The sequence below is a fragment of the Desulfovibrio sp. genome, from assembly GCF_019422935.1.
Classification (GTDB): Bacteria; Desulfobacterota; Desulfovibrionia; order Desulfovibrionales; family Desulfovibrionaceae; genus Desulfovibrio.
On record NZ_JAHZCJ010000003.1, the window covers coordinates 1 to 23,903 of the forward strand.

At 59.7% G+C, this 23,903-nt stretch carries 22 protein-coding genes; 14 read left to right on the plus strand and 8 right to left on the minus strand.

From position 1 onward, the window contains the following. Positions 1-553 precede the first annotated feature (553 nt). Together QZ383_RS05340 and QZ383_RS05345 are read left to right on the plus strand one after the other, a co-directional pair. Complete coding sequence (locus QZ383_RS05340; RefSeq protein WP_291443700.1) at positions 554-982, plus strand: metalloregulator ArsR/SmtB family transcription factor; 429 nt, start codon at positions 554-556, stop codon at positions 980-982. 15 nt (positions 983-997) lie between these two features. Next, the gene (locus tag QZ383_RS05345) at positions 998-3,007 is read left to right on the plus strand and encodes a heavy metal translocating P-type ATPase (protein ID WP_291443702.1); all 2,010 of its coding nucleotides are present in this window, start codon (positions 998-1,000) and stop codon (positions 3,005-3,007) included. Between the two features lie 147 nt (positions 3,008-3,154). Here QZ383_RS05345 and QZ383_RS05350 read toward each other — a convergent pair whose 3' ends face one another. The 4 genes from QZ383_RS05350 to QZ383_RS05365 form a co-directional block, all read right to left on the minus strand. Then, positions 3,155-3,532 (minus strand): ACT domain-containing protein, encoded by a 378-nt coding sequence (locus QZ383_RS05350; protein WP_291443704.1) that lies wholly within the window; start codon positions 3,530-3,532, stop codon positions 3,155-3,157. A 58-nt stretch (positions 3,533-3,590) separates the two neighbouring features. Further along, positions 3,591-4,583 (minus strand): Holliday junction branch migration DNA helicase RuvB, encoded by a 993-nt coding sequence (gene ruvB, locus QZ383_RS05355; RefSeq protein WP_291443705.1) that lies wholly within the window; start codon positions 4,581-4,583, stop codon positions 3,591-3,593. Further along, positions 4,583-5,194 carry a Holliday junction branch migration protein RuvA gene (gene ruvA, locus QZ383_RS05360; RefSeq protein ID WP_291444065.1) on the minus strand — a complete coding sequence of 204 codons (612 nt, stop codon included), beginning with the start codon at positions 5,192-5,194 and terminating at the stop codon, positions 4,583-4,585. The genes ruvB and ruvA overlap by 1 nt, the downstream gene beginning before the upstream one ends. A gap of 61 nt (positions 5,195-5,255) precedes the next feature. Further along, positions 5,256-5,939 (minus strand): TetR family transcriptional regulator, encoded by a 684-nt coding sequence (locus QZ383_RS05365; RefSeq protein ID WP_291443706.1) that lies wholly within the window; start codon positions 5,937-5,939, stop codon positions 5,256-5,258. Between the two features lie 92 nt (positions 5,940-6,031). Between QZ383_RS05365 and QZ383_RS05370 the strand changes: the two genes are divergently transcribed. Next, complete coding sequence (locus tag QZ383_RS05370; RefSeq protein WP_291443708.1) at positions 6,032-6,697, plus strand: class I SAM-dependent methyltransferase; 666 nt, start codon at positions 6,032-6,034, stop codon at positions 6,695-6,697. Positions 6,698-6,783: 86 nt separating this feature from the next. Here the strand turns inward: QZ383_RS05370 and moaA are convergent, their stop codons facing one another. Then, on the minus strand, positions 6,784-7,863 hold the full coding sequence (gene moaA / locus QZ383_RS05375) for a GTP 3',8-cyclase MoaA (protein ID WP_291443709.1): 1,080 nt from the start codon (positions 7,861-7,863) through the stop codon (positions 6,784-6,786). On the opposite strand from moaA, the gene QZ383_RS05380 reads away from it, so the two are divergent. Further along, a complete protein-coding gene (locus tag QZ383_RS05380) occupies positions 7,862-8,140 on the plus strand; it encodes a DUF5334 domain-containing protein (protein ID WP_022657260.1) in 279 nt (92 codons plus the stop codon). The two genes, moaA and QZ383_RS05380, sit on opposite strands and share 2 nt — an antisense overlap. Before the next feature lie 110 nt (positions 8,141-8,250). Here the strand turns inward: QZ383_RS05380 and QZ383_RS05385 are convergent, their stop codons facing one another. Beyond that, complete coding sequence (locus QZ383_RS05385; protein WP_192113758.1) at positions 8,251-8,787, minus strand: hypothetical protein; 537 nt, start codon at positions 8,785-8,787, stop codon at positions 8,251-8,253. Between the two features lie 425 nt (positions 8,788-9,212). Here QZ383_RS05385 and QZ383_RS05390 point away from each other — a divergent pair, with 425 nt between their 5' ends. The 5 genes from QZ383_RS05390 (at position 9,213) to QZ383_RS05410 (ending at position 14,074) form a co-directional block, all read left to right on the plus strand. After that, complete coding sequence (locus QZ383_RS05390) at positions 9,213-9,587, plus strand: hypothetical protein (RefSeq protein WP_192113746.1); 375 nt, start codon at positions 9,213-9,215, stop codon at positions 9,585-9,587. Between the two features lie 9 nt (positions 9,588-9,596). Continuing rightward, the gene (gene miaB / locus QZ383_RS05395) at positions 9,597-10,952 is read left to right on the plus strand and encodes a tRNA (N6-isopentenyl adenosine(37)-C2)-methylthiotransferase MiaB (RefSeq protein ID WP_291443712.1); all 1,356 of its coding nucleotides are present in this window, start codon (positions 9,597-9,599) and stop codon (positions 10,950-10,952) included. Further along, a complete protein-coding gene (locus QZ383_RS05400; RefSeq protein WP_291443715.1) occupies positions 10,946-11,560 on the plus strand; it encodes a bifunctional nuclease family protein in 615 nt (204 codons plus the stop codon). The genes miaB and QZ383_RS05400 overlap by 7 nt, the downstream gene beginning before the upstream one ends. A 314-nt stretch (positions 11,561-11,874) precedes the next feature. Further along, positions 11,875-12,273: a hypothetical protein gene (locus QZ383_RS05405; RefSeq protein ID WP_291443717.1), complete on the plus strand. Its 399-nt coding sequence runs from the start codon at positions 11,875-11,877 to the stop codon at positions 12,271-12,273. Positions 12,274-12,502: 229 nt separating this feature from the next. Then, positions 12,503-14,074 (plus strand): response regulator, encoded by a 1,572-nt coding sequence (locus QZ383_RS05410; RefSeq protein WP_291443718.1) that lies wholly within the window; start codon positions 12,503-12,505, stop codon positions 14,072-14,074. A 107-nt stretch (positions 14,075-14,181) separates the two neighbouring features. On the opposite strand, the gene QZ383_RS05415 is transcribed toward QZ383_RS05410, so the two are convergent. Both QZ383_RS05415 and QZ383_RS05420 read right to left on the minus strand, forming a co-directional pair. Continuing rightward, a complete protein-coding gene (locus QZ383_RS05415) occupies positions 14,182-15,588 on the minus strand; it encodes an MATE family efflux transporter (RefSeq protein WP_291443719.1) in 1,407 nt (468 codons plus the stop codon). Positions 15,589-16,080: 492 nt separating this feature from the next. Beyond that, a complete protein-coding gene (locus QZ383_RS05420) occupies positions 16,081-16,926 on the minus strand; it encodes a 1,4-dihydroxy-6-naphthoate synthase (RefSeq protein ID WP_291443720.1) in 846 nt (281 codons plus the stop codon). An 84-nt stretch (positions 16,927-17,010) separates the two neighbouring features. Here QZ383_RS05420 and mqnE point away from each other — a divergent pair, with 84 nt between their 5' ends. From mqnE to QZ383_RS05445, 5 genes are all read left to right on the plus strand, one after another. Next, on the plus strand, positions 17,011-18,150 hold the full coding sequence (gene mqnE, locus QZ383_RS05425; RefSeq protein WP_240824994.1) for an aminofutalosine synthase MqnE: 1,140 nt from the start codon (positions 17,011-17,013) through the stop codon (positions 18,148-18,150). 56 nt (positions 18,151-18,206) lie between these two features. Then, on the plus strand, positions 18,207-19,277 hold the full coding sequence (gene mqnC, locus QZ383_RS05430) for a cyclic dehypoxanthinyl futalosine synthase (RefSeq protein WP_291444068.1): 1,071 nt from the start codon (positions 18,207-18,209) through the stop codon (positions 19,275-19,277). Between the two features lie 116 nt (positions 19,278-19,393). Then, a complete protein-coding gene (locus QZ383_RS05435) occupies positions 19,394-20,245 on the plus strand; it encodes a menaquinone biosynthesis protein (protein ID WP_291443723.1) in 852 nt (283 codons plus the stop codon). A gap of 301 nt (positions 20,246-20,546) precedes the next feature. Further along, positions 20,547-22,094 (plus strand): DASS family sodium-coupled anion symporter, encoded by a 1,548-nt coding sequence (locus QZ383_RS05440; protein ID WP_291443724.1) that lies wholly within the window; start codon positions 20,547-20,549, stop codon positions 22,092-22,094. 30 nt (positions 22,095-22,124) lie between these two features. After that, positions 22,125-23,897, plus strand: coding sequence for an adenylyl-sulfate reductase subunit alpha (locus QZ383_RS05445; protein ID WP_291443727.1), 1,773 nt, complete (start codon positions 22,125-22,127; stop codon positions 23,895-23,897). Positions 23,898-23,903: the final 6 nt, after the last annotated feature.

Consider the following 23,903-nt stretch of genomic DNA (forward strand, 5'->3'; position numbering starts at 1 on the left):
TTCCGCGAAAAATCTTTTCGCTTGCGTTTCCCTTAACCGTTTTCCCTTGTCGCGAGGAGCGTTTATGCTCCTCCTCGTTCCACAAGTCAATCACTTTTTTGCATCTTGGCGAAATTCGCTACGACCCAATGTGTCGATCCCGTGACGCGAGAAGAGCACATTAAGCAAACACTACGGACGTGTCAACACAAAAACCAGTTTTACACAGATATTCAAGCAAAGCCCCGGCCAGGGCCAATTTCAAGGGAGCTATCCGCGCAGCCCCAACCGGCCTGCCACACCTTCACCCTGGCATTCCCAGCCCAACTGCTCCAGCCATCACCATTCATCGTAACTTTTCCTCGTTACAACAAGCCAACCTCTGCACGGTCGCAGCAAGGGTACACCCCAAATCTGCCAAGTAAGCCATTCACTCGCCACCTATATATAGATGTACCAACCGACATTTCGACACTTGGCGAAATACGCTTGACTTCGACTGCCCAGCTTCTTATATTTCGCCACATAACGAAATGAAAAAGACATCCACCTCCACTATCCGTACGGAGTACTTATGCTCAGTTACATTTCCGCTATACGCGCGCTTGGCGACGAAAACCGCCTGCGCATCCTTATGGCTCTACGCCTGCGCCCCTTGTGTGTTTGCGAAATAACAACGCTGCTGGGGCTCGCGGCGTCCACCACCTCCAAACACCTGTTTATCCTGCGTCAGGCGCGCTTGATCGAGAGCATCAAGAATGGCCGCTGGGTTTACTACCGCCTGCCGCAAAACCCGGAGGCATGTGTGCGCGATGCTCTGGAGCTGACTATCCGCGAGCTTGCAGACTGCCCCCAAATCGCACAGGACGAAGCTGCCTTGCCGGGCATTTCGCACAACACCAGCATTCACGAATTCTTCAAGCAGAAACATATTCCCGTGCCTGCCGATCAGCCCGACGACACAGAAGACGATGCCGCACAAACCGCTGGCAACCCCGCATAAAGCCAGGAGAACAGAATGGAATCCACCAAGCTTGGCCCCTTGCCCATGAAGGCCTGCTGCGCTTCATGCGCGCCGACCGCCCCTCAGCCGGAAGCAGTCGACCACGATCACGGCTGCGCCTGCTGCCATGATCATGGGCACGAGCATGAACACGGGCACGACCACGAAAGGCGCGAAATCGCCATCATGGCAATATCCGCCGTGCTTTTCGCCATTGGTATGGTCGCGGATGAACGCCTTGCCGAGATCATGCCCAGATGGCTGGTCATAGGCATCTTCTACGCCCTGCCATATATATTGTGCGGTTATGATGTTCTGCGCATAGGGGCGCAAAGCATCCTGAAGAAGGACTTTTTCAACGAATTTACCCTCATGGGCGGCGCAACAATCTCTGCCATCGCCCTCGGTCAGTTGCCCGAAGCCGTGGGCGTCATGCTGTTTTACTGCGTGGGTGAATTTGTGCAGGAGCGCGCCGCCGGGCGCTCGCGCCGTTCGGTCAAGGCCCTGCTGGCCGCACGGCCCAGCATTGCCCACGAGATGTTGGACAACGGCGCTACCCGCGATGTGGAACCCGAAGCCCTTGGCCCCGGCAGTCATATCCTTGTGCGCCCCGGCGAAAAGATCCCGCTGGACGGCACCGTGCTTGAAGGCGATTCGCAGGTGGACACATCCCCTCTCACGGGCGAATCAGTGCCCCAGCGCATAGCTCCCGGCAGCAGGGTGCTCGCGGGCACCATCAACCTGAACGCGGCCCTCCGCGTTGAAGTGACAACGGCCTTTGCCGACTCCTCCATTGCCCGCATTCTTGAAATGGTCGAAAACGCCGTGGCCCGAAAGGCCCCTACGGAACGCTTCATCACCCGCATGGCCCGCTGGTACACCCCCGCAGTGACGGGCATTGCCTTTCTGGTGGCGGTGCTGCCTCCCCTGTTCGGGCTTGGCCCCTTCTCTCAATGGATTTACCGCGCCCTGGTGCTGCTGGTCATTTCCTGCCCCTGCGCCCTGCTTATTTCCATTCCGCTGGGCTACTTTGGCGGCATTGGCGCGGCTTCGCGCCGGGGCATCCTTATCAAGGGCGGCGCGGTGCTCGATAACCTGCGCGATATCCGCGTGGCAGCGCTGGACAAAACCGGCACCCTCACCGAAGGCGTGTTTGAAGTAAACGCCGTGCTGCCCGCCGCTGGTATTGCCCCCAATGATCTGCTGACCGCCGCAGCGCTGGCGGAGAGCCGCTCCAACCACCCCATTGCCCGCTCTGTCATGCGCGCGGCGCAACAGCAAGGCATCACGGTTGATGATGCGCTGCTCACCAGCATGGAAGAAATCCCCGGCATGGGCGTGGCTGCCGCTGCTGGCGGCGATGAACTTCTGGCGGGCAACGCCGCCCTGCTCACAAGCCGTGGCATTGCCCCCATGGAAGTTGCCATGCCCGGCAGCGTGGTGCAGGTCGCCAAGGGCGGCAAGCTGCTGGGTGCGCTGGTGGTGGCAGACCGCATCAAGCCGCAGTCGCCCGAAGCCATTCAGGAACTGCGCCGTCTTGGCATTCAGGATATCGCCATGCTCACGGGCGACAGGGAAGAACAGGCCCGCCCCGTGGCCCAGCGCCTGAAGCTGGACACCCTGCGTGCAGATCTGCTGCCCGAAGACAAGGCCGGAGCGCTTGAAGCCCTTGGGCCGGTGAAGAACACCATCTTTGTGGGCGACGGCATCAACGATGCCCCGGTGCTGGCAACGGCAGGAGTGGGCGTAGCCATGGGCGGTCTTGGCGCGGAAGCCGCCATTGAAACCGCCGATGTAGTCATTCTGGACGACAACCCCGCCCGCCTGCCCGAGCTGCTGCGCATTGCGCGCCGCACGCGTACCATTGTGTGGCAGAATATTGTTATGGCCTTGGGCATCAAGGGATTGTTCATGGCGCTGGGCATCGTGGGCCTCTCAGGCTTGTGGGAAGCCGTGTTTGCCGATGTGGGCGTGGCCCTCATGGCTGTGCTCAATGCAGCCCGCGCTGGCAAGATAGACGTATAGCAAACAAATCGGGGGAAGAGGCCACCAAGCCCCTTCCCCCGATTTTTATATTCTGCCTTGCCCTGTTCCGTGCTGCGTCTCTGCGCCACTGGCGGGCAAATCTTCTCAAAAACGGAATCCGTCATCCTGCTTGCGGCGACCGATCTTTTACACGGCAGCGCGCTCCACAGAGTAGCCGCCCGCCTCCAAAGCCTCAATGGCCGGGGCAAGCTTTTCCGCCTTCATCAATATATAGTCCGTATCGAAGGTGGACACGGCAAAAATGCTGATGCCCGCCTGTGCCAGAGTGGTCGACAAGCCCGCCATCACACCGGTAAGGCCAAAATCCATCTGCCCCGCTACGCGCAATGCGCGCCAGCCGTCCTCCCGCGCCAGTGTGGCGTGGGGAACATCCGCAGTCAGGCAGACCACCGAAATTTCCGCATCAGTTTTGCCCACAAACAGCCACGGCACATGAAAATTGACGGCGCGCAGGTTTTCCACCTTGCAGACGCTGAATTTTCCTTCAATTACTTGCAAGAGCATGCTTTCTCCGCCTTTTCATTCAGTTCGGTGTAAAAAACTGGCCGGGCCGATCATACACCTAAGAAAGCAGCATTTTCAAGTGCCTGTAGGCCAAGGCTGTTGCCATGCGCCCACGCGGGGTGCGTTTTAAAAAGCCGCACTGGATAAGATACGGCTCGTAAATATCCTCAATGGTTCGCACTTCTTCCGAACAGGCCACGGCCAGGGTTTTGATTCCCACCGGGCCGCCGTCATAGTGTTTGATGAGCACTTCCAGGAGCTTGCGGTCCATCTGATCCAGCCCCAGCTCGTCCACGTCCATGCGCTTGAGCGCCGCCGATGCCTGATCACCCGTTACCGTACCATTGCCGTGCACAAGGGCAAAATCGCGCACCCGTCGCAACAAGCGGTTGGCAATGCGGGGTGTGCCGCGGGAACGGCGGCCAATTTCCGCCGCCCCGTCAGTGGAGACCTCCACACCCAGAATGCGCGCCGTGCGCTGCACCACGCGGGCAAGATCATCCGGGCTGTAATATTCCAGCCGCGCCACAATGCCGAATCGGTCACGCAAGGGCGAAGAGATCAAGCCCATGCGCGTGGTCGCCCCCACAAGGGTGAAAGGCTCAAGGTCAATCTTGACCGTGCGCGCCGCAGGCCCCTGCCCGATGACCAGATCGAGCTTGAAATCTTCCATGGCAGGATACAGCACTTCTTCCACGGCAATGGGCATGCGGTGGATTTCGTCCACAAAAAGGATGTCGTGCCTGTTCAGATTGGTGAGGATGGCGGCAAGGTCGCCGCTGCGCTCAAGCACCGGCCCGGAGGTGCAGATAAGATTGACCCCCAGCTCGGAGGCCATGATCTGCGCCAGCGTGGTTTTACCAAGCCCCGGATTACCGTAAAAAAGCGTATGATCCAGTGCCTTGCCGCGCTCGCGCGCAGCGCCCAGATACACGCGCAGATTGGCGCGCAATTCATCCTGCCCGATAAAGTCGTCAAGGCTGTGCGGGCGTACGCTTTCGTCAATGCCTGTGGTGCACTCCGCAACGCACGGATTCGCAAGATCGGTCATCAGACCTTCCCCTTGGCGAGGGCCTTGAGGGTGGCGCGCAGCGCGCCGGTCACATCCAGATCAGGCTCTTCGTGCAGCAGTTTTTTGACCAGAGGCGCGCATTCGTCCGGCTCGTAGCCAAGATTGCCCAGACCGTCCAGCACGTCGCGGAACACGGAACCGGGCCGCGTCCCCGTGGTCAGCGCCGCCGCCTGCGGGGCGTCCTCGACCTTGAGCTTGTACTTCAGCTCAAGAAACACATGCTCGGCGGTTTTTTTGCCAATGCCCGAAACGCGGGTAAGGGCCAGCACGTCATCCTCAAACACAACCCGGCGCAGGTCGTCGGGCCGGAAGATGGAAAGGATGCCAAGGGCCGTGCGCGCGCCCACCTTGGAGATGGAAACCAGCACTTCAAAGGTCTGGCGTTCTTCAAAGGTGGCAAAACCAAAGAGTTCCAGCGCGTCTTCACGCACGGCAAGGCTGGTGTACAGCGCCAGGGGTTCCCCCCTGCCCGGCAGATTGGCAAGTGTGTGGGCGGGCAGGGCCACTTCGTACCCCACGCCCCCTTCGGTGACGATCAGGCAGGCATTGCCCCATATTTCGGCCAGGCGGCCTTCAAGATAGGCGATCATGGATTCCTTGCGAGAAGTAAAGGTTGCTACCGCCAGAGCATAGACTGAAAGGCGAAGGGTTTCAAATGGCGCTTGCCGTGTATGGCCCATCCCCCGCCTGCGGGCAGGCTAGCGGCCCCTGAGCAATGGCGCTGAAATAGGCGCAAAGCATGTCTGCCACGGCTGTGGCACAGGCCTCGTTTTCCTGCGGGCTGCGCCCTTGCGAGGAAAAGTGTTTGCCCGCCGCAGCCAGAGTTACAGAGGTCAGCTCCGCGACCAATGCCCTTTGGCTTTCTGTGGCGAGGGGCAAGGCCTCGGCCACAAAATCTGAAAGAACCTGGCGGCTCTCGGCCTTGATTTCTGCTGTTTCCGGCGCATGTCGGTACAGGGGCGCAGAGTCGTGCAGGGCCGCGCGCATGGCTGCTTCTTCACATTCCGACGTCACAAAGGCGTGCACAAGTGTACGCAACCGATCCAGCGGCGGCATGCCCGCGTCTTGCAGAATGGTTTGCAAAAGGCTGGTGGTTTGCCGCCATTCCTCACACTGAAGCCGAAAAAGTATGGCCGCTTTGTTGGGAAAATACTGGTACAGCGAACCAATGCTGACCCCGGCCCGTTCGGCCACGCGTGCAGTGGTAAAACGCTGCGCTCCCTCAGTGGCCAAAACGCGAGCGGCAGCCTCAAGAATCGCGGCCACCACATCGGCAGACCGTGCCTGACGTGGTTGTTTTCGTTGAATAATCTTCGTTTCTTGGTGCTTGCTCATGGGTGCGGCGCAATGCGAATGGCAAAATGTGAATATTTCGTCATATTCTACCCATACACGCACAGGCGTGCAACCATAACAAGGAGCAACACATGAACAGCCTCAGCACGCAACCACTGGCCCATCTGCTTGATACCCTGCTTACCCAAGCGGAAACAACCACGATCGAAGATATTTGTGCAGCAACAGGCCTGAGCGCCCAAGCGCTGGAACAGCAAAAAGGCTGCAAAACCGCATATGCCGGTTTTTATGCCAGCCTGAAAAACTTTGCCATTCCCGTTTCCCGCAGAACCGGCGAACTTCTGTACATGCTGGCGCGCTGCAGCAATGCGCGAGTAGTGGTGGAATTTGGCACCTCATTCGGCATTTCCACCCTGTTTCTTGCCGCAGCCCTGCGCGACAACGGTGGCGACCAGCTGATTACAAGCGAGTTTGAACCCTCAAAAGTGGCGCGGGCGCAGCAGAATCTGCAAACTTCCGGACTGGCCGATCTGGTGGAAATTCGCTCTGGCGATGCCCTGCAAACCCTGGGCAGCAACCTGCCACAGCATATAGACATGCTGCTGCTCGACGGGGCAAAGGCCCTGTATTGCGATATTCTGAAACTGGCAGAAACTGGTTTGCGCACCGGCGCTCTAGTGATTGCCGATGACGCGGCCGACAGCCCGGAATACCTGGCCTACGTGCGCGATCCCGCCAACGGATATATGACGCTGGATTTTGATGACGATGTGAATCTTGCCGTGCGGCTGGGCTGAGGGCCAGTCTGCCTGCAACAGAAGCTCCCGGCCAGTGAAGGCTGACAGGCAGCCGCAGCCGTGAGGTTACGCTCAGATCGCCGACATCAACCGCCAATGCCCACCATCTGTTTATCGGCCACGGCGGAGCCTTTTTTGCGGGCCTTGAGCAGATCGGCACCGATGGGCTTGCCAGCACAGGCCAAACGCACCACGCGGGCCAGATGCCCGTCATCAAAACGCGGATTACGCAGAAGCCCCCGCAAGTGATATTCCCTGTCGTCAAACAGGCACGTGCGCAGGTTGCCATCGCTGGTGAGTCGCAACCGGTTGCACGTGCCGCAGAAATGACAGGATACCGCGGTGATAAATCCCATGCGGCCCTTGCCCCCCTGCACGGCAAACATCTTGGCGGGGCCAGCCTCCGCGCTGCTGTCCTGCACGGGATCAAGGCGCACACGGCGCTCGGCCTCGGCCCGGATGTCTGCCGCAGACCAGAACGTTTCCGGCCCCCAGAGGGTGCCGCTGCCCATGGGCATAAACTCGATAAAACGCAGATCAACGGGCATGGTGCGCACGGCATGAACAAAATCGTCCATCTGCCCGTCATTGACGCCGCGCATGGCGACTGCGTTGATTTTTACGCGAATACCCGCTTGCAGCAGCCCGTCCAGCGAGGCGAGAACAGCGGGCAGCAAGTCGCGCCCGGTCACTCTGGCAAAAGTTTCGCGGTCAAAGCTGTCGAGGGAAAGATTGACGGCGCTCACACCCACCGAGCGCAACAGCGGAATGTGCGGCTCAAGCAGAGTGCCGTTGGTGGTCAGACGCAGATCAAGGGATGGGTAGCGCGTGTGCAGCAGATGCAGCAGTTCGTCGCAGCCCTTTCGGGCAAAGGGTTCGCCCCCGGTAAGCCGCACCTTGGAAACGCCCAGCGCGGCCATCATGCCCACAAGGCGGGCCATTTCTTCATAGCGCAGGACTTTGGGGTGCGGAATGAACTTCTGGTTTATCTCGCTACGGCAATAGGCGCAGCGCAGATTGCAGCGGTCAGTGACAGAAAGGCGCAGATACCGCACCACGCGGCCGTGACCGTCGCACAGGGGGGCGGGGTGCGCCAGTGGCGCGAGTTCTTCACCGGGGGCGGCACAGTTGCCAAGAGGGGCAAATGGATTTACACATGCTTGCATGAAACACCTGCTATTCGGAGCCGCCCTGCTGGGCTGCCTTTGCATGACCATACCCGCGCTGGCCTGGGACGGCTTTGACGCCGATTCCGCCGACCTTGTCGAGGTCATCCCCGACCGTGTTCCCTCCAAGGGCGACACGGTGGATGTGCGCAACTATGACAAGGACGCCACGGAAACCTGCCTCGTTGAATCGGTTGCCCGCAATGCCCGCACTGTGGAACTTGTGGTGCGCACTCCTGCCGGAGTGGCCCGCACCCTTGTGATGGAAGGCCGTTAGCGGCTGTTGCCAAAAAGCATTTTGTGCCCCGCATGGCTGTTGCCCGCGCTTTGCGGCGCGCAGCCGGGAGCAGAAACGGCATTTTCAGAAACAGCCGCCCGTTCCAGCACTTAGTTATCGCCCGCTTCCGCCTCATGCCCCGGCAAAAGAATACTCGGGCTTTCAGCCTGACCCTGCCCCTTGGGGCACTGGGCCTGAAGATGGCAAATCTCGCAGCCCCCCTTGAAGGGATAGTGCGTCACCACGGCATAACGGCGCGTAAGGGTGCCGAATGCCTCGCGGTATTCAATGCCCAACGAGGCCAGCGCCTCGCGCAGCGTTTCTGTGGGGCGCGGCGAAGGCGCGCAACCGGCATCTTCCACCTGCGGCAGGGCCTCCTGCACGGCGGCCATGCACATGAACTGGGCAAGGTTGTTGATCATAAAGCCGTCAGAGGCAGATTTGCCCCAGGCTTCATCCACAAAATTTTCCACTTCTTCCGGCAGCCAGACAGCCAGATACGAAATTTTGCCAGCCGCAATCTCACAGACGTTCAGTTGCGGCAGCCATTCGCCCCACAGCCCCACAAGACGTTCAAGGATCGCACCGCCAAGGCGCGTTTCCTTGCTCATGGACATGAAGGCTTCCAGATCAAAGTAGGGCTGCATTTCATGCCGCCGGATTTCATACGGTTTGCTGCTTGCCTCGCTCACGTGTTCTCCTTGGATGCTCATTGCCTGATTAGCCCGCGCTGCCGCGCCTGGCCGTGCTTATGAGCCGCAGCAGATATTCTATCCATGCAAGGCACATCGTCAAGAGCATGTTTGTCGCAGCAAGGCTGTTGCATGGGCCGCAGAGCTAGGCTGGCGCTGCTTTTTGCGGTGATTTGATTCTTTCGCTCCAAATTTTTTACAGCGGGCCGACCGGGCATGATGCATGCGAAGCAATGCCGCCCCCTGCGCGGACAGCATGTTGCCTTTACTTGGCAGGGCCTCTTTTTTATCATATGCAATTGCCGCACAGCTGATGTCGTTGCTAACGGAGCCTCAGCCTGCGGCCAGGCCCCTGATACCACACACCACAAGGATGCCGCATGAACAAGCCCAGTGACCACCCTGCAAAGATCCGCTATAAATATCAGATGGATGAAAACGCAAGACTGCAAACAGCCCACGGCGTTTGGGGCGGCATAAACCCGCAGGGCGAGATCGAGATGAATTTTTATCACGAAAGCGATGCCCTGCCCGCTTTCTCTGAGCAGCTGGTGGCCCCCGACGGCTCCATCGGCCACGAAATGACCCCCGGCGAGGTGGACGCGCGCGAAGTGAACCGCTGCATCCACAGCCGTGTGTTGCTCAACTACCACACGGCCCGCGCCGTGCTTGACTGGCTTGAAGACCGCGTGGCCGCCCTTGAAGAAGAAGGCGCGCATGGCATGTACGATGCAGACCTGGACATTGAGCAGTAATACAAGATCATGATTGAAAAGACCTACCATATCATCACTTTTGGCTGTCAGATGAACGTGCACGACTCCCACTGGCTGGGGCGTGCGCTCGGCGCGCGCGGTTTTTTTGAAGCGCCGCTTGAAGACGCCCAGGTGGTGGTGGTCAATACCTGTTCCGTGCGTGAAAAGCCGGAACAAAAGGTTATGAGCACGCTTGGCCGCATCCGTCAGGTTTCGGGCGGCAACCCCGCCGTGCTGGTGTGCGTGGCCGGATGCGTGGCCCAGCAGCTTGGCGAAAGCATCTTTGAAAAAGAAAGCCAGGTGCGCCTTGTGGCGGGCAGCGACGGCATAGGTAATGCCCCGCAAGCCATTGAGCGTCTGCTGGAAAACTCCGCCCAGCGCCTCTCCCTGCTTGATTTTACAAGCCAGTATGTGGAGCGCGAGGGCACAACCGAACCCGGCGTGGTCAGCGGCTCTGTGGCTTATGCCAATATAATGCAGGGCTGCGACAATTTTTGCGCCTACTGCATTGTGCCTTTCACCCGGGGCCGCCAGAAATCGCGCAGCAGCACGGCCATTCTTGACGAATGCAAGGCGCTGATCGACAACGGCGCGAGAGAAATCACCCTGCTGGGGCAGAACGTCAATGCCTTCGGGCAGGATAAAAGCGGCGACGGCACAAGCTTTGCCGCCCTGCTGCGCAAGGTTGCCACCCTGCCGGGCCTTGAGCGCCTGCGCTACGTCACCCCGCACCCCAAGGATATGGGGCCGGAAGATATCGCCGCCTTTGCGGAGCTGCCCCAGCTCTGCCCCCGCCTGCACCTGCCCATGCAGGCAGGCTCGGACGCGGTGCTGGCCCGCATGAAGCGCCGCTACGACAGCGCGGCCTTTCTTGATCTGGTGGAGCGCCTGCGCGCCGCCCGGCCCGATCTGGCCCTCTCCACCGATCTTATCGTGGGCTTTCCCGGTGAAAGCGAGCAGGATTTTCAGGACACGCTGCTGATGATGCGCGCCAGCAACTTCATGTCCAGCTTCTCCTTTTGCTACTCCGACAGGCCGGGAACGCGGGCCTCGCTCTTCCCCGACAAAATCCCTGCAGATGTGGCCCAGGACAGGCTGTTGCGCCTCCAGGCCCTTCAGGATGAACTTGGCGCGCGTTGGTTGCAGCAGCGGGTAGGCGGCGAAACCACCTTGCTGATCGAAAATCGCAGCCCCAAGGAAGGCCAGGGGCCGGAGCCAAGCTGGCAAGGCCGCGATCCCTACGGCGCGCCCGTGCATGTGGAACTGCCGCCGCAAGTGGACCACACGGGCCGCATGGTACGGGTGAGCATTACCGAGGCAAAGAAACACAGCCTCATGGCCCAACGATTGGGGGAACCATGGTAGAAATGCGCGTTTTCGGCCTCACCATCGACCCGCAGAGCAAAACGCCCATCGTGGTGTTGCGCGAAGCCAGCGGCGATGCCGTGCTGCCCGTCTGGGTGGGAGCCATGGAGGCCATGGCCATTTCTTTGGTACTCAACAACGAAAACCTGCCCCGCCCCCTCACGCACGACCTTTTTCTCATGACGCTCAAAGCCTTTAAGGCTGAGCTGCGCCGCGTGGAGATCAACGACCTGCGCGAAGGCACCTTCTACGCGGTGCTTGTGCTTTCCGGCCCGGAAGGCAGAACCCGTGTGGACTGCCGCCCCTCGGACGCCATTGCCCTTGCCATGCGCGCAGGGGCACCCATTCTGGTGGAAGAGGAAGTACTGCGCCTTTCTGCCGAGGAGCAGCAACGGGCAGAACAAAGCACTGCCGTGGAAGTTACCACGCCGATTCCTGATGCCGCCACAGACATGGTACGCCGCGTCGGTGCCCAAAAAGAGGCGGATATGCTGGGCGGCGCCCTGTTGCGCCACGGCGAGCTGCCCCCCTCCCTCTCCGCGGATGAAGAAACCCGATACCGCGAGATGCTGCGTTCTCTTGACCCGGTTTCACGCCGCAAGATGTAACCAGCCGCAACAATTCTCTTTATCCTTACCACACCGCCGCTTGTATGGATGTGCGTGGGTTTGGGCATCTTCTGTTTTCCCCATTTTTCGCACAGGTAGCTCTTTTCAGGGGCGATACGGCAGTTCTTGCGGGCAAGCCTGCACCCGGCAAATCCAGTTTTTTCCAGAACTCTAAAAATATTCTAAATAAAAAACGTCTCACCAACTGGCTAAAATCATGAATAAAATTTTTCAGCCCGCGCCAATAGCCGATTTCAGGTCCCTAAAGATATAGCGCCTTGCTCCGATTATTAGCAGCAATGGGGAAGCGAACCATGCTGCACTATCGACTATTCAAAGAAATCAACGACCTTTTTGCCTCTGGGCATGTCGAACAGGCCCGCCGCCTGCTCATGGAAGTGCAGTCGCGCAGCATAGCCCTGCACGATGAGCTCAACCTGTTGCAGACCCGCCTGAAGACCCTTGAAGAAGTCGTTGAGCTTGCCAGCAACCTGTTCCGCCGCAACGGCCTCTACTGGCTCAAGGCCAAGGACATAAATCTTGGGCCGTTCTGCCCGCGCTGCTACGAAAACGAGGGAGGCCTCATCCGCCTTGAACGGGCAGATGGCACGCTGCACTGTCCATACTGCCATGCAGTTCTCTCCTGCCCGCCGGAATTCTGCGGCAGCGAGGATGCGCAGCCACGTGCGCGCATAATCCCCTTTGCCAATTAGGTTGATTCTGACAAATCAGACACATAAACACCTTGCCGCCGTGACCAGCGACAAGGTGTTTTTTTATGGAGGACAAGCTATTACGCCCAGTCACGACAGGCATTCATCAAATTTCACGGCCCTGTTTTCTTGCGCAAGCCCGCTCCAGCGGGTATAGTGCTTTTACGGAAGCCACTGCCTGCCCTTTCTGCTGGCAGCTTTTCAACTGGTTATTCCGACAAGGACAAGCATGACCCGCCCACGGCAGATCCATGTTCTTCTTCTCAGCGAAAGCGAATCAATGGCCGCTCTGGACAGACGCGCTCTGCGCGAAGTCGGGGTTGACCGCATTGAAGGTCTGACCTCCGGCGTGGCGGCAGCGCGCATGTTGGCTGGCCTTGACGAATTTCCCCCTTCTTTCAAGCCCGATGTGGTCATCTGCTCGCAGCGCCTTTCTGACATGGACGGCGAACAGTTCTGCGCCATCCTGCGCCTGCACCCCCTGCTGCTCGACATGCCCGTACTGCTGATTCTGCCCCACGACAGCGAGGTGGAGCAACTCCGCACACTTGGCTGCGGCGCAAGCGCACTCATATCAAGGCCGTACTCCTTCAGCCAGCTCAAGGCCCATCTTGATTTTCTGGCCAACTCGCGTTCTTCGCTTGATGATCTGGAAAAAGCCGCCCACCTTGCAGACACCAGAGCCTTTGACGAGGCCGTGGCCACCTACGGTATCCTGCTCAAGCCCATTCGCCAGCCTGAAGACTATTTCCGCGTGGGCATGCAGTGCCTTGAACAGCGCAAATGGAACAGCGCCATCAATGCCTTCCAGCGGGCCATGCGTGGCGCGCTTATTCAGGGCAAGGCGGAGTTGGGCATGGCTGCGGCGTGGAAGGGCAAGGGCGACATGGCCCGCTACCGCCACTATCTTTCGCTGGCGGCAGCCACATTCGTGCGCGCGCGGCAGTGGAACCGCGCCCGCGCTGTCTATGCCCGCATGCTTCAGGAAGATCCCGCAGCGCGCAGCCCGTTTTTGTCCGAGGCCTTGCAGCAGATACGCCAGGGCAACTTTGATTTTGCAGCAGGAATTTTGGCTCAGGGGTACGAAATCACGCCCAGAGAGCAGATCAGTGAGCGCATGGCTCAGATATGCCTTGCAACAGATACCCCGGACGACATGCTGAAAAGCATGGAAGCCTGCCTTGAACAGGCCTTGGGCGCTGACGCCGAAGCCTTGAGCGCAGAAATCCGCACCACCCTTGAAACCCTGACCCGCGAGGCCGAGGCCAAAAAAATTGAGGACGCGGCAGAACGCCAGTGGCGGGCAGGCCGTCAGGCCGCCAGGGAGCGCGGAGACGCAGAAGGCACGCCCGCAGAATGGGCAAATGACCCTCTGATGCAGGTGGGTCAGGCGCAAATGGGCAATGTGCAGGCCAATCAGGCTCAGACCGCAGGCGTGGCCCCCCAGGCTGGTGCGCGGCAGCACGGGCAGATTGGCATTGCCCTTGCCGACGAGGACGAACCGGATACACCATCCCAGCAGGGTTCTGCCGCCAGAGCAGGTAATCTGCGCGCCGGGCAGGGTGCCTCCTCGCCAGTCATCCCCTTGTGGGGGGAGCATGAGGGCGCAGCCCAGGCAACGCAGAACACCCGCACCACGCAGGAGGCGCAGCCTGCCATTTCAGGCAATACCCCCATCCCGCCGCTGCTCGACCCTCTCGCGCGGGGCAAAAGTTCCGGAAGCCTGATTGGCGGCAAAAGCAGCCTCACGGACATGATGTCCATAGTAAAATTTACATGGAAGCAGGCCTTCCGCAAATAGCGAAGGCCTGACGGTATTCTTTCACCAGCATCGCCAGTATTGAAGAGGCGCAGGCGGGTTTTGCCCGTCTGCGCCTCTTTTTTACACCCGCACCACTTGATGCAGCCCTAACGCTTCACGCGCTGGAGCATGTCTTCGGTTGTAAGCGAGTGCAGATGCCGCACCCGCCAGAGGTAACATGCCGCCCCGAATCCCAGGGCCACGATGTAGGCAATCCAAAAGCCCGCCGCCCCCATCGAGGGGACCAGAAGGTTTGTACGTGCCAGGGCAAAACCTAAGGGCAGCCCGATAATCCAGTAGGCCCCAAAACAGATGACGGAAATAATCCGCGTATCGTTATGCCCGCGCAGAATGCCTATGCCCGTCACCTGCAAGCCGTCCACAATCTGGTAGGCGGCTTGATAAAGCAGGAGTTGCATGGCCAGGGCGGCCACCGCCGCATCCTGGGTATAAATAGCCACAATGCTATGGCGGAACAGCACGGTAAGCGTGGCAATGAGCAGCGCAAAAACAACGCTCAGGGTCAGGGCCGTGCGGGCCACAATCTTGGCGCGCTCGGCCTGTTGCGCCCCAAGGTAGCGGCCAACGCGTATGGTTGCCGTCATGCTGATGGAAAGCGGCACCATGAACACCAACGCGCCAAAGTTAAGGGCAATCTGGTGACCAGCCACCATGACCGTACCCAAAGGAGCCAGCAAAATAGCGCTGAGGGCAAAGAGCGAAACTTCAAAAAACAGGGCCAACGCACCGGGAAAACCAATACGGAATACCCGCAAGACCAGCGCCCCGTCAAAGCGTGGCTCTTCTGCGCTGCCGCGGCGAAACAGGGGCGCAAACAGCGGCCCCAGGCATTTATACTGAGGGTCGCGGCGCAGATAATACAGCATGCACAGGCCCATGAACCAGAAGCTGATGGCAGAGGCCACGCCGCAGCCCACCCCGCCAAGCTCCGGCAAGCCGAACTTGCCGTAAATAAAAACGTAGTTGCAGGGAACATTGAGCGCCAGCCCGAGCAGGCCTATGACCATGGCAGGCCGAGTGCGGGAAAAGCCCTCAAGAAAGCTGCGCAGGTTCACAAAAAACAGAAATCCCGGCAGCCCCCACATGATGGCGCGCAGATACGCCCCGGCCATGTCTGCAAGCGCGGGCTCAAGCCCAAAAAGATCCAGATGGAACGAGACCGCGTAATAAAAGCTCACCAGCACAACGCTCATGGCTAGGGTAAGCCACAAGCCCTGCCGCAGCAGATGCGCCGCACGGTCAGGCCGCCCGGAACCCACCAGTTGCGCGCTTAAGGGGGAGAGCGCCAGCAGACAGCCAATGCCAAGCAGGGCCACAGGGGCCCATATGGAACCCGCAACGGCCACAGCGGCCAGAGCCTGGGCGCTGTAAAGCCCGCTCATGGCAGTATCGGCAAAGGTCATGCCCGTTTGCGAAAGCTGGGCAATGAAGATGGGCAGCCCCACCGCGTAAAAACGGCGGGCCTCGGAAAGGGAGAATATTTTTTCAAACATAGGGTTCTCGCAGGTGATCCATGGCGGGCGTCAGAGCCAGCGCCAGAGCAAGCCGGAAGAGTCCGGGGTAAAACGTGTTCCGTCCGCGCCGCAACGCGCGAAACATGGGGAGGCAAAGGGCTACGGGCCGGGTTTGCCCTGCCTGGCTATAGCAGTTAACTCATTTCATTCGTAACCTGCTTCAGGGGTTGTCTCTAAATAAATGATTTTGTGCCAAGGGCAAGGAAAAAGGCTTTTTTTACGAAAGGAGTGTACTCGCTTTAGCCGTTGCGACAAAGGAAGCTACGGATGCTTCAAGCGTTGTGACGCAGGAAACTACGCTTGAAGACAGCACGCGTAACGACACGGTTTCATCGTTGCAATCGCTGTCGCCATCCGTAGGCCCTTCGGCAACGGCTGCCGCGAAGACAGCAGCGCTTACGGTACATGACTGGAGTAAAAAATGGCCTTTTGACGCAGCCAGTTGGCCAAAAGAATTATTTAGAAACAGCCCTAGCGCAAAAACAGCCCTTCAGAAGGCAGGGTCTTGCCCATGATATCTGCGGCACGCCCCACAAGGGATTGAATGGCAGCTCGCCCCGCCGGGCCGAGATCAAGGCTGAAATCCGTCACAAAGGTCTTGATATGGGCGCTGGTGACGCTTTCTTCCATTTCCTGCGCATGCGAACGGATAAATTCGCGCGAATCATCAGGGTGCGCGTTGGCGTAAGCCAGGCTGGCAGTAATGGTATTCTGCACGCGCCGGGCAAGGGGTATGGGCAGGTCGCGCCGCACGGCAATGGCCCCCAGCGGCAGCGGCAGAGAAAACTCCGCCTCCCACCACTGCCCCAGATCAAGCAGTTTTACAAGCCCCTGCCGGGCGTAGGTAAAACGCCCCTCGTGGATGATCAGACCAAGATCAGCCTCGCCGTTGCTCACGGCAGACATAACGTCGCTGAACAGCATCTCCTTGCGCGGCCCCTGAAAACCGCCGTGCAGGGTCAGCAGCAGGTTGGCCGTGGTCAGGAGGCCGGGCACGGCCACCGTGGCATTGCGCCAGTCTTCGGGCTTGAGGTTTTTGCGCGCCACCACAAGGGGGCCGCAGCCCCAACCAAGGGCAGCGCCCGAAGACATCAGGGCATAATCCTGCATGATCTCGGTGGTTGCGCCAAGCGACATTTTGGTGACGTCCAGCGCCTTTTGCCGGGCAAGGTTGTTCAGTTCTTCCACATCGGCCATATGCGGCGTGATGGGCGCGGGAACAGGCACCAGCCCATGCAGCATGGCATGAAAAATATAGGTATCGTTGGGGCAGGGCGAAAGACCGAATGACAGATTTGGCGGCGGCAAGGCAGACATTTTTTCCTCACGTTGACAGTGTGCGGCGGCGGGGCTTAATCTGCGAGCGGCATTTTGCCCCCAATCCATGCACAGGATTCAGATATGCTAGACGCAACATACTACGCCGCACTGGGCCTTTCGTCTATCCGCGAAAAGGTGCTCTCCGGGGAGCGGCTTTCGCCCGAAGACGGGCTGACACTGTTCAACTGCCCCGATATTACAGCCGTAGGCGCGCTCGCGCTGCACGTGCGCTGCCGCCTGCACGGCCACAAGGCCTTTTATGTGGTCAATCGGCAAATCAACTATACCAATGTGTGCGTCAACGGCTGCACCTTTTGCGCCTTCCGCCGCGACAGGGAGGACGAGCCGGGCGCGTTTGCCATGAGCCTTGACGACGTGCTGGCCCGCCTGCGCGCCGCAGACGCGACCCCCCTGCATCTGGACGAACTGCACATCGTGGGCGGCTGCCACCCCACGCGGCCCCTCGCCTGGTTTGAAGACATGATTCGCGCGGTGCGGGCCTTCAACCCCAACCTGCCGGTCAAGGCCTTTACCGCCGTAGAAATTGAACATTTTGCGCGTCTTGAAGGCATCAGCACCCTTGAGGTGCTCAAACGCCTGCAGAACGCGGGCCTTGTGATGATGCCCGGCGGCGGCGCGGAAATTTTTGACGAAGAGCTGCGCCCGCAGATCTGCCCGCACAAGGCCGATGCCAAGGCATGGCTGCGCATTCAGGGCGAGGCTCACAGCCTCGGCATTGCCACCAACTGCACAATGCTGTTCGGGCATATCGAATCATACGAACATCGTATCGACCACCTCTGCCGCCTGCGCGAGCAGCAGGACAAGAGCGGCGGCTTTACCTGTTTTATCCCCCTGCCCTTCCTTACGGATCACAGCCGCCTCAAGCTGCCGGAAGACAAGGTCGGCCCCCAGCGCGGGCTGGATCAGTTGCGCACTGTGGCTGTTTCGCGCCTCATGCTCGACAACATCCCCCACCTCAAGGCCTACTGGATCATGATGGCCCCCAAGCTGGCCCCCGTGGCCCTGTGGTACGGCGCGGACGATCTGGACGGCACCATCATTGAAGAGCGCATCGGCCACATGGCGGGCGCGCAGTCTGCCCAGGGCATGACTATTGAGGAACTCGAACACCTTATTCGCGAATCGGGTTTTACCCCGGTACGGCGCAACGCCACCTTCAACACCCTGAACGACGAATCCACGGAGGCGCGCCAGTGAGTACGTTTTTCCCCGCGCACAGCCCCTTTGACGAACAGGGCGCAGAATTTGAAGACGTGCACCAGGCCGCAGCCCTTGCCGCCAGCGGGCAGCGGCTTGACCGCGCTGCCGCCGAAGCCCTGTACTACAAGGCCAGCCTGCACACGCTTGCCCAACTGGCCCATGCTATGCGTCTGCGCCTGCACCCTGAACCCATTGTCACCTACGTGGGCGACCGCAACATCAACTATTCCAACGTGTGCGTGTGCGCCTGCCGCTTCTGCGCCTTTTTCCGCGCGCCCGATCAGGAAGGCGGCTACGTCATCAGCCGAGACGAAATGGCGCAGAAGATCGAGGAGACTCTTGCCCTCGGCGGTACCCAGGTGCTGCTCCAGGGCGGGCATCACCCCGACCTGCCGCTGGAATGGTACGAAGACCTGCTGCGCTGGATGCGGGCCACATGGCCGCAACTGCACATCCACGCCTTTTCGCCGCCGGAGATTTTCTTCTGGGCCGAGAAATTCGGCCTTTCCGTAACGGAGGTGCTGCGCCGTCTGAAAGAAGCCGGCCTGCAATCTCTGCCCGGCGGCGGGGCGGAGATTCTGCACACAGACGTGCGCGCCCAGGTTTCGCCCAACAAATGCACTGCCGAGCAGTGGCTCGGCGTTATGGAAGAAGCCCACAAGCTGGGCCTGCGCACCACCGCCACCATGATGTTCGGCCACGAGGAAGAACCCGCGCACAGGCTGGATCACCTCTTTGCCGTGCGCGAGGTGCAGGACCGCACCCACGGCTTCACGGCCTTTATTCCGTGGACATTCCAGCCAGCGCACACGCGCATCGACGTTGACCCGCTGCCCGCGCCCGCCTACCTGCGCCTGCTGGCAGTCTCGCGTCTGGTGCTGGACAACATCGCCAACATCCAGGCCTCGTGGGTGACCATGGGGCCGCAGGTGGCCCAGCTGGCCCTGTTCTACGGCGCCAACGACTTCGGCTCCCTGATGATTGAAGAAAACGTGGTGGCCGCCGCCGGGGTTTCCTTCCATATGAACCGCAGCGACATCCACAAGGTCATCAGCACGGCTGGCTTTACCCCTGTGCAGCGCACCATGGACTACACGCCCGTGGTTCCCCAGCCTGAAGTGTAAGGCTTCCGACGCATGTAAATTCCACGTTTCCGGGGGTTCGCCCCCGGAAACGCGTTTTGGCCGCACATTCAAATTTCGCCCATCGGCTTTGCCCCTGGCAAAAGGTAATCCGTCCCATGACCGAGCAAAAGAAAACTCCCCCCGTACTGCGCATGGGCCGCATTGGCTATCTCAACGTACTGCCCATCTATCACCCGCTTGAAGCCGGCATTCTGCCGCATGATTACGAGCTTGTTTCCGGCCCGCCAGCCCTGCTCAACACCATGATGGCGCGCGGCGAACTGCACGTTTCGTCCTGCTCGTGTTTTGAATATGCCAGCCGCCCGGAGCGCTACCAGCTTGTGGAAGACCTCTCCATCGGCTCCCACGGCCCGGTCATGAGCGTGCTGCTGCTCTCGCGCGTGCCCTTTGACCAGCTTGAAGGGCAGGAAATCCTCATCAGCGGCGAAACACATACCTCGGTGGCCCTGCTGCGCCTCATCATGCGCGACAGGTTCAAGCTCAACGTCACATTCACCACCGGGCAGGTGACTCCGGCCCTGCGCGGCAAAAACCCGCCCATGGCCTTTCTGGCCATCGGCGATGAAGCCCTGCGCCTGCGCAACCATCCCGAGTATCCGCACCGTCTCGATCTGGCTGAGGCATGGCGCGACTGGACAGGCCTGCCCTTTATTTTCGGCCTGTGGGTTGTCAGCCGCGCAGCCGCAGAGGCAAAGCTCTTTACCAGCGACCCCGGCGCGCTGCTGCGGCAGGGCCGCGACTGGGGCCTTGAGCACATGGACGTTATCCTTGACCTCACGGCCCACGGCTGCCCCCTCTCTCGCGAGGAGCTGGCCTTCTACTACAGCAAGGGCCTTGTTTACACCCTGGGCGAAGAAGAACAGCGGGGCTTGAGCCTTTTTTATCAAATGCTGGCGGACGCGGGCATGATCGCCAAGGCTCCGGCTCTGGAATTTTTCAAACTGTAATTTTGCGCGGCGGGTATTTTCGCCTGAAAAAAATTTTTGCCGCAGGGCAAGAAAAAATTGGCATGGAGCAGCCTGGCCATGAGGCTCAAGCTGCTCCATTTTTTGCGGTATTTACATAGCAATTCAGTAAGTTGTCATAGCCACCAGATGACTTTTCAGCCTTAAAAATTACCGCAAAGCCTACAGCCAGGCCAAAATATTTTTCCCAGAATTATCATCCAGCACATGGAATGGAAGAACAAACTAACCTAGTGTCAGTGCCCACGCGCGTACTGACACTTTTTTATCGTGGGGTAGGTATATGACACAGGTTCCTTCCGCCGCAGGGCGGTCTTTTTTGGGCTATCTTTGTGAAAATATTCGTAATAGGGGCAAAAATCCCCTGCGCGCTTTCACGGGCTTTGCCCTGGCATGGGTTGCGTTTTTTCTGCTGTGGAATGTGATCCCCCCATTTGATGGGCTGACGCACAACGGCATGGCCGTTCTGGGCATTGTGGTGTGGGCCAGCATCATGTGGGTCAGCGAGGCCATGCCCGCAGGCGTGACAGGCATTTCCATTCCCACCATGCTGCTGATCACCCAGGCTCTGCCCTGGAACAACGGCAAGCCGCCCATGGCAATCATCTTTGCCGGATTCACCGATCACGTTATCTGGCTGTGCCTGTTTGCCTTCATGGTGGCCGCGGTCATGCAGCTCATTGGCCTTGACCGCCGCATAGCCCTGGGCATTCTGGCCCGCTTCAAGGCTTCGTCCGTATGCCGGGTTATCTGGGGCATGTTCTTTGTGAACATTGTTCTGGGCTTTCTGGTGCCTGCGGCCAATGCCCGCGCCGCCACCCTGCTGCCCGTGGTGCAGGGCATCTGCAATCTGCTGGGCGACACGCCCGAAGAACGCGCCGCCAAAAAGGCCCTTGTCATCCAGTCTCTGGTTTACGGCTCCATGATCTGCGGCATGTTCATCATGACCGCCCACCTGCCAAACATGATTCTGGTGGGTATTTTTGAAAAAAACGGCTTCACCAACATCAACTTTCTCAACTGGATGCTCTTGCAGTTTCCGTATCTTGGCATGTTTGTGCTGACCAACTGGTGGACGCGCTACTACTTCAAGACCAACTGCGTTTCCATCGCGGGCGGCTCGACCACCATTGAAAAAAGCTACAAAGAGCTTGGCCCCATGAGCATGGCGGAAAAAACCCTGCTGGGCATTTTCCTGCTGGTCGGATTCATGTTTGTGACGGGCAAGGGCAGCTTTATTTATGAACTGCACCGCCAGCCCCTGGGCGTTATCGGCCTGGTGGGCATGATGGTGCTGTTTGCCCCCGGCATGATGCCCTGTTCGTGGAAGGCCGTGCAGCAAAAGACCATCTGGGGCACATTTTTGCTGCTGGGCGGCGCAATGACCATGACCACCGCCATGACCCAGGCTGGCGTGGCGCAGTGGCTTGCCGACCACATCCACAGCATGGTTGTGGGCATGAACTGGTGGCAGACCGTGCTGACCATGATGGTGGGCACGCATATTATCCGCCTTGGCATGCTCTCCAACGTGGCTGCCGTGGCCATGCTTGCCCCGGTGGTATTTGCCATGGCGCCCAAGCTTGGGCTGCACCCCGTGGCCTTTACCCTGCTGGTGTGCGATACCGATACCTTCGCCTACCTGCTGCCCACCCAGATTACCGCCGCTGTCATTGCGCACAGCACAGAAACCTTCTCTACCGCCGACTACGCCAAGGTGGGTTCTGTGGCCGTGCTTATCGCCATCGCCTACGGCGTCTGCGTCATGGCTCCCTGGTACGCGCTGCTCGGCATGCCCGTGTGGAACCCAGCCGCAGCCTGGCCTTTTTAATCGCCCCAACCCTTTGCCCGAGAGGACATTATGGCACGCATAAAAACAACACATGCGGTCGATTTTCGGCCAACCAGCCTGAACGACATTGAAACCGTCGAGGTAACCGCCGACCTGCTGATCATCGGCGGCGGCAATGCCGGCTGCTTTGTGGCAACGGAAACAGCGCGTCTCAACCCCGCAGCCAAAATCGTTATTGTGGAAAAGGCCGACATCATGCGCTCCGGCGCGTGTTCTGCCGGTATGGACGCCATCAACACCTATATTCCGCCCAACAAGACGCCTGAAGACCTCGTGCGCTGGAGCCGCTCGCAGGTTGGCGGCGGCCCCCTGCGCGAAGATCTGGCCCTCTCCAACGCACAGGAACTCAATGAATGCGTTGAAGACCTGGAACGTTGGGGCTTGCCCATTCTCCGTGATGAGCAGGGCAACATCCGCTATCGCGGCAAATGGGATATCTCCATCCACGGCGAGCAGCTCAAGCCCATCATGGCTGAAAAAGCCCTTGAAACCGGCGCGGATGTCTACAACCGCGTGGCGGCAACGGCTCTGCTGGTGCACAATGGCCGCTGCACAGGGGCCACGGGCTTTGGCGTGCGCGACGGCAAGTTCTATGTGTTCCGCGCACGGGCCACGGTGGTGAGCACTGGCGGCGCTGGCACGCTTTATAAATCCTACACCGCCGACTCCACCGACAGCGGCTCGCAAATCTGGATGTGCCCCTACTGCGTTGGTTCAGGCTACGCCATGGGCCTGCGTCAGGGCGCGGAACTCAGCAGCCTTGAGCAGCGCTGGGTCGCCACACGCACCAAGGATTTTTGCGGCCCGGTGGATACCATCTCAGTAGGTTACGGCGCCCCCATCATCAACTCCCTGGGCGAGCGCGTCATGAGCCGCTACGAAAGCGTTGGCGGCGATGCGGCCCCGCGCTACATCCGCGCCAACGCGCCCATGGAAGAATGGCTGAACGGTCGCGGCCCCTGCTTCTGCGACACCACCAACATGACCCCGGAAAAGACCAAGGCCATGATGGAAGACTACCTCAACGAGCGTCCTTCCTTCGTGCTCTTTCTTGCCAGCCGTGGGCAGGATCCGTCCAAGGAACCCATCGAAATCTTCGGTTCTGATCCCTATATCATGGGCGGGCACACCGGCGGCGGCTACTGGGTGGACATGGAACGCATGACAACCCTGCCCGGCCTGTTTGCAGCGGGCGAAACCGCTGGCGGCAACCCAAACAAGTTTGTGGGCGGCTGCTGCGCCGAGGGCAAACTGGCCGCGCGCGGCGCTCTTGCCTACATGGCCGTAACCGATGCACCGGAGCTTGATGCCGCCCAGATCGCGCAGGAAAAGGAACGCGTGTACGCTCCCCTGCTCACGCGCGAAGAAGAAGGCGTAAGCCCTCTGGAAATGAAGGAACGCCTGCAAAGGCTCATGGATGAATACGCTGGCGGTTCCAGCCAGTTTTATCGCGTCAACGAGCAGCAGCTTGATTACGCCCTGCGGCACATCAAGATTCTGCAAAGCCAGTTCAAGCACCTGCGCGCCAAGGATCTGCACGACCTCATGCAGGCCAACGAAACCATGGACCGCGTGGACGTGGCCGAAGCCGTGGTGCATCACCTCAAGGCCCGTAAGGAAACCCGCTGGGCTGGCTGGCAGACCCGCTCGGACTACCCCCAGCGCGACGATGAAAACTTTGACTGCTTTGTGGAGTCGCGCCGCGATCCCGCCACAGGAGAAATGACAACCTTTACCCGTCCCTACGAGCAGTTGCTGCCCGGCGACAGGTACAAGCCCTAAGTCAGG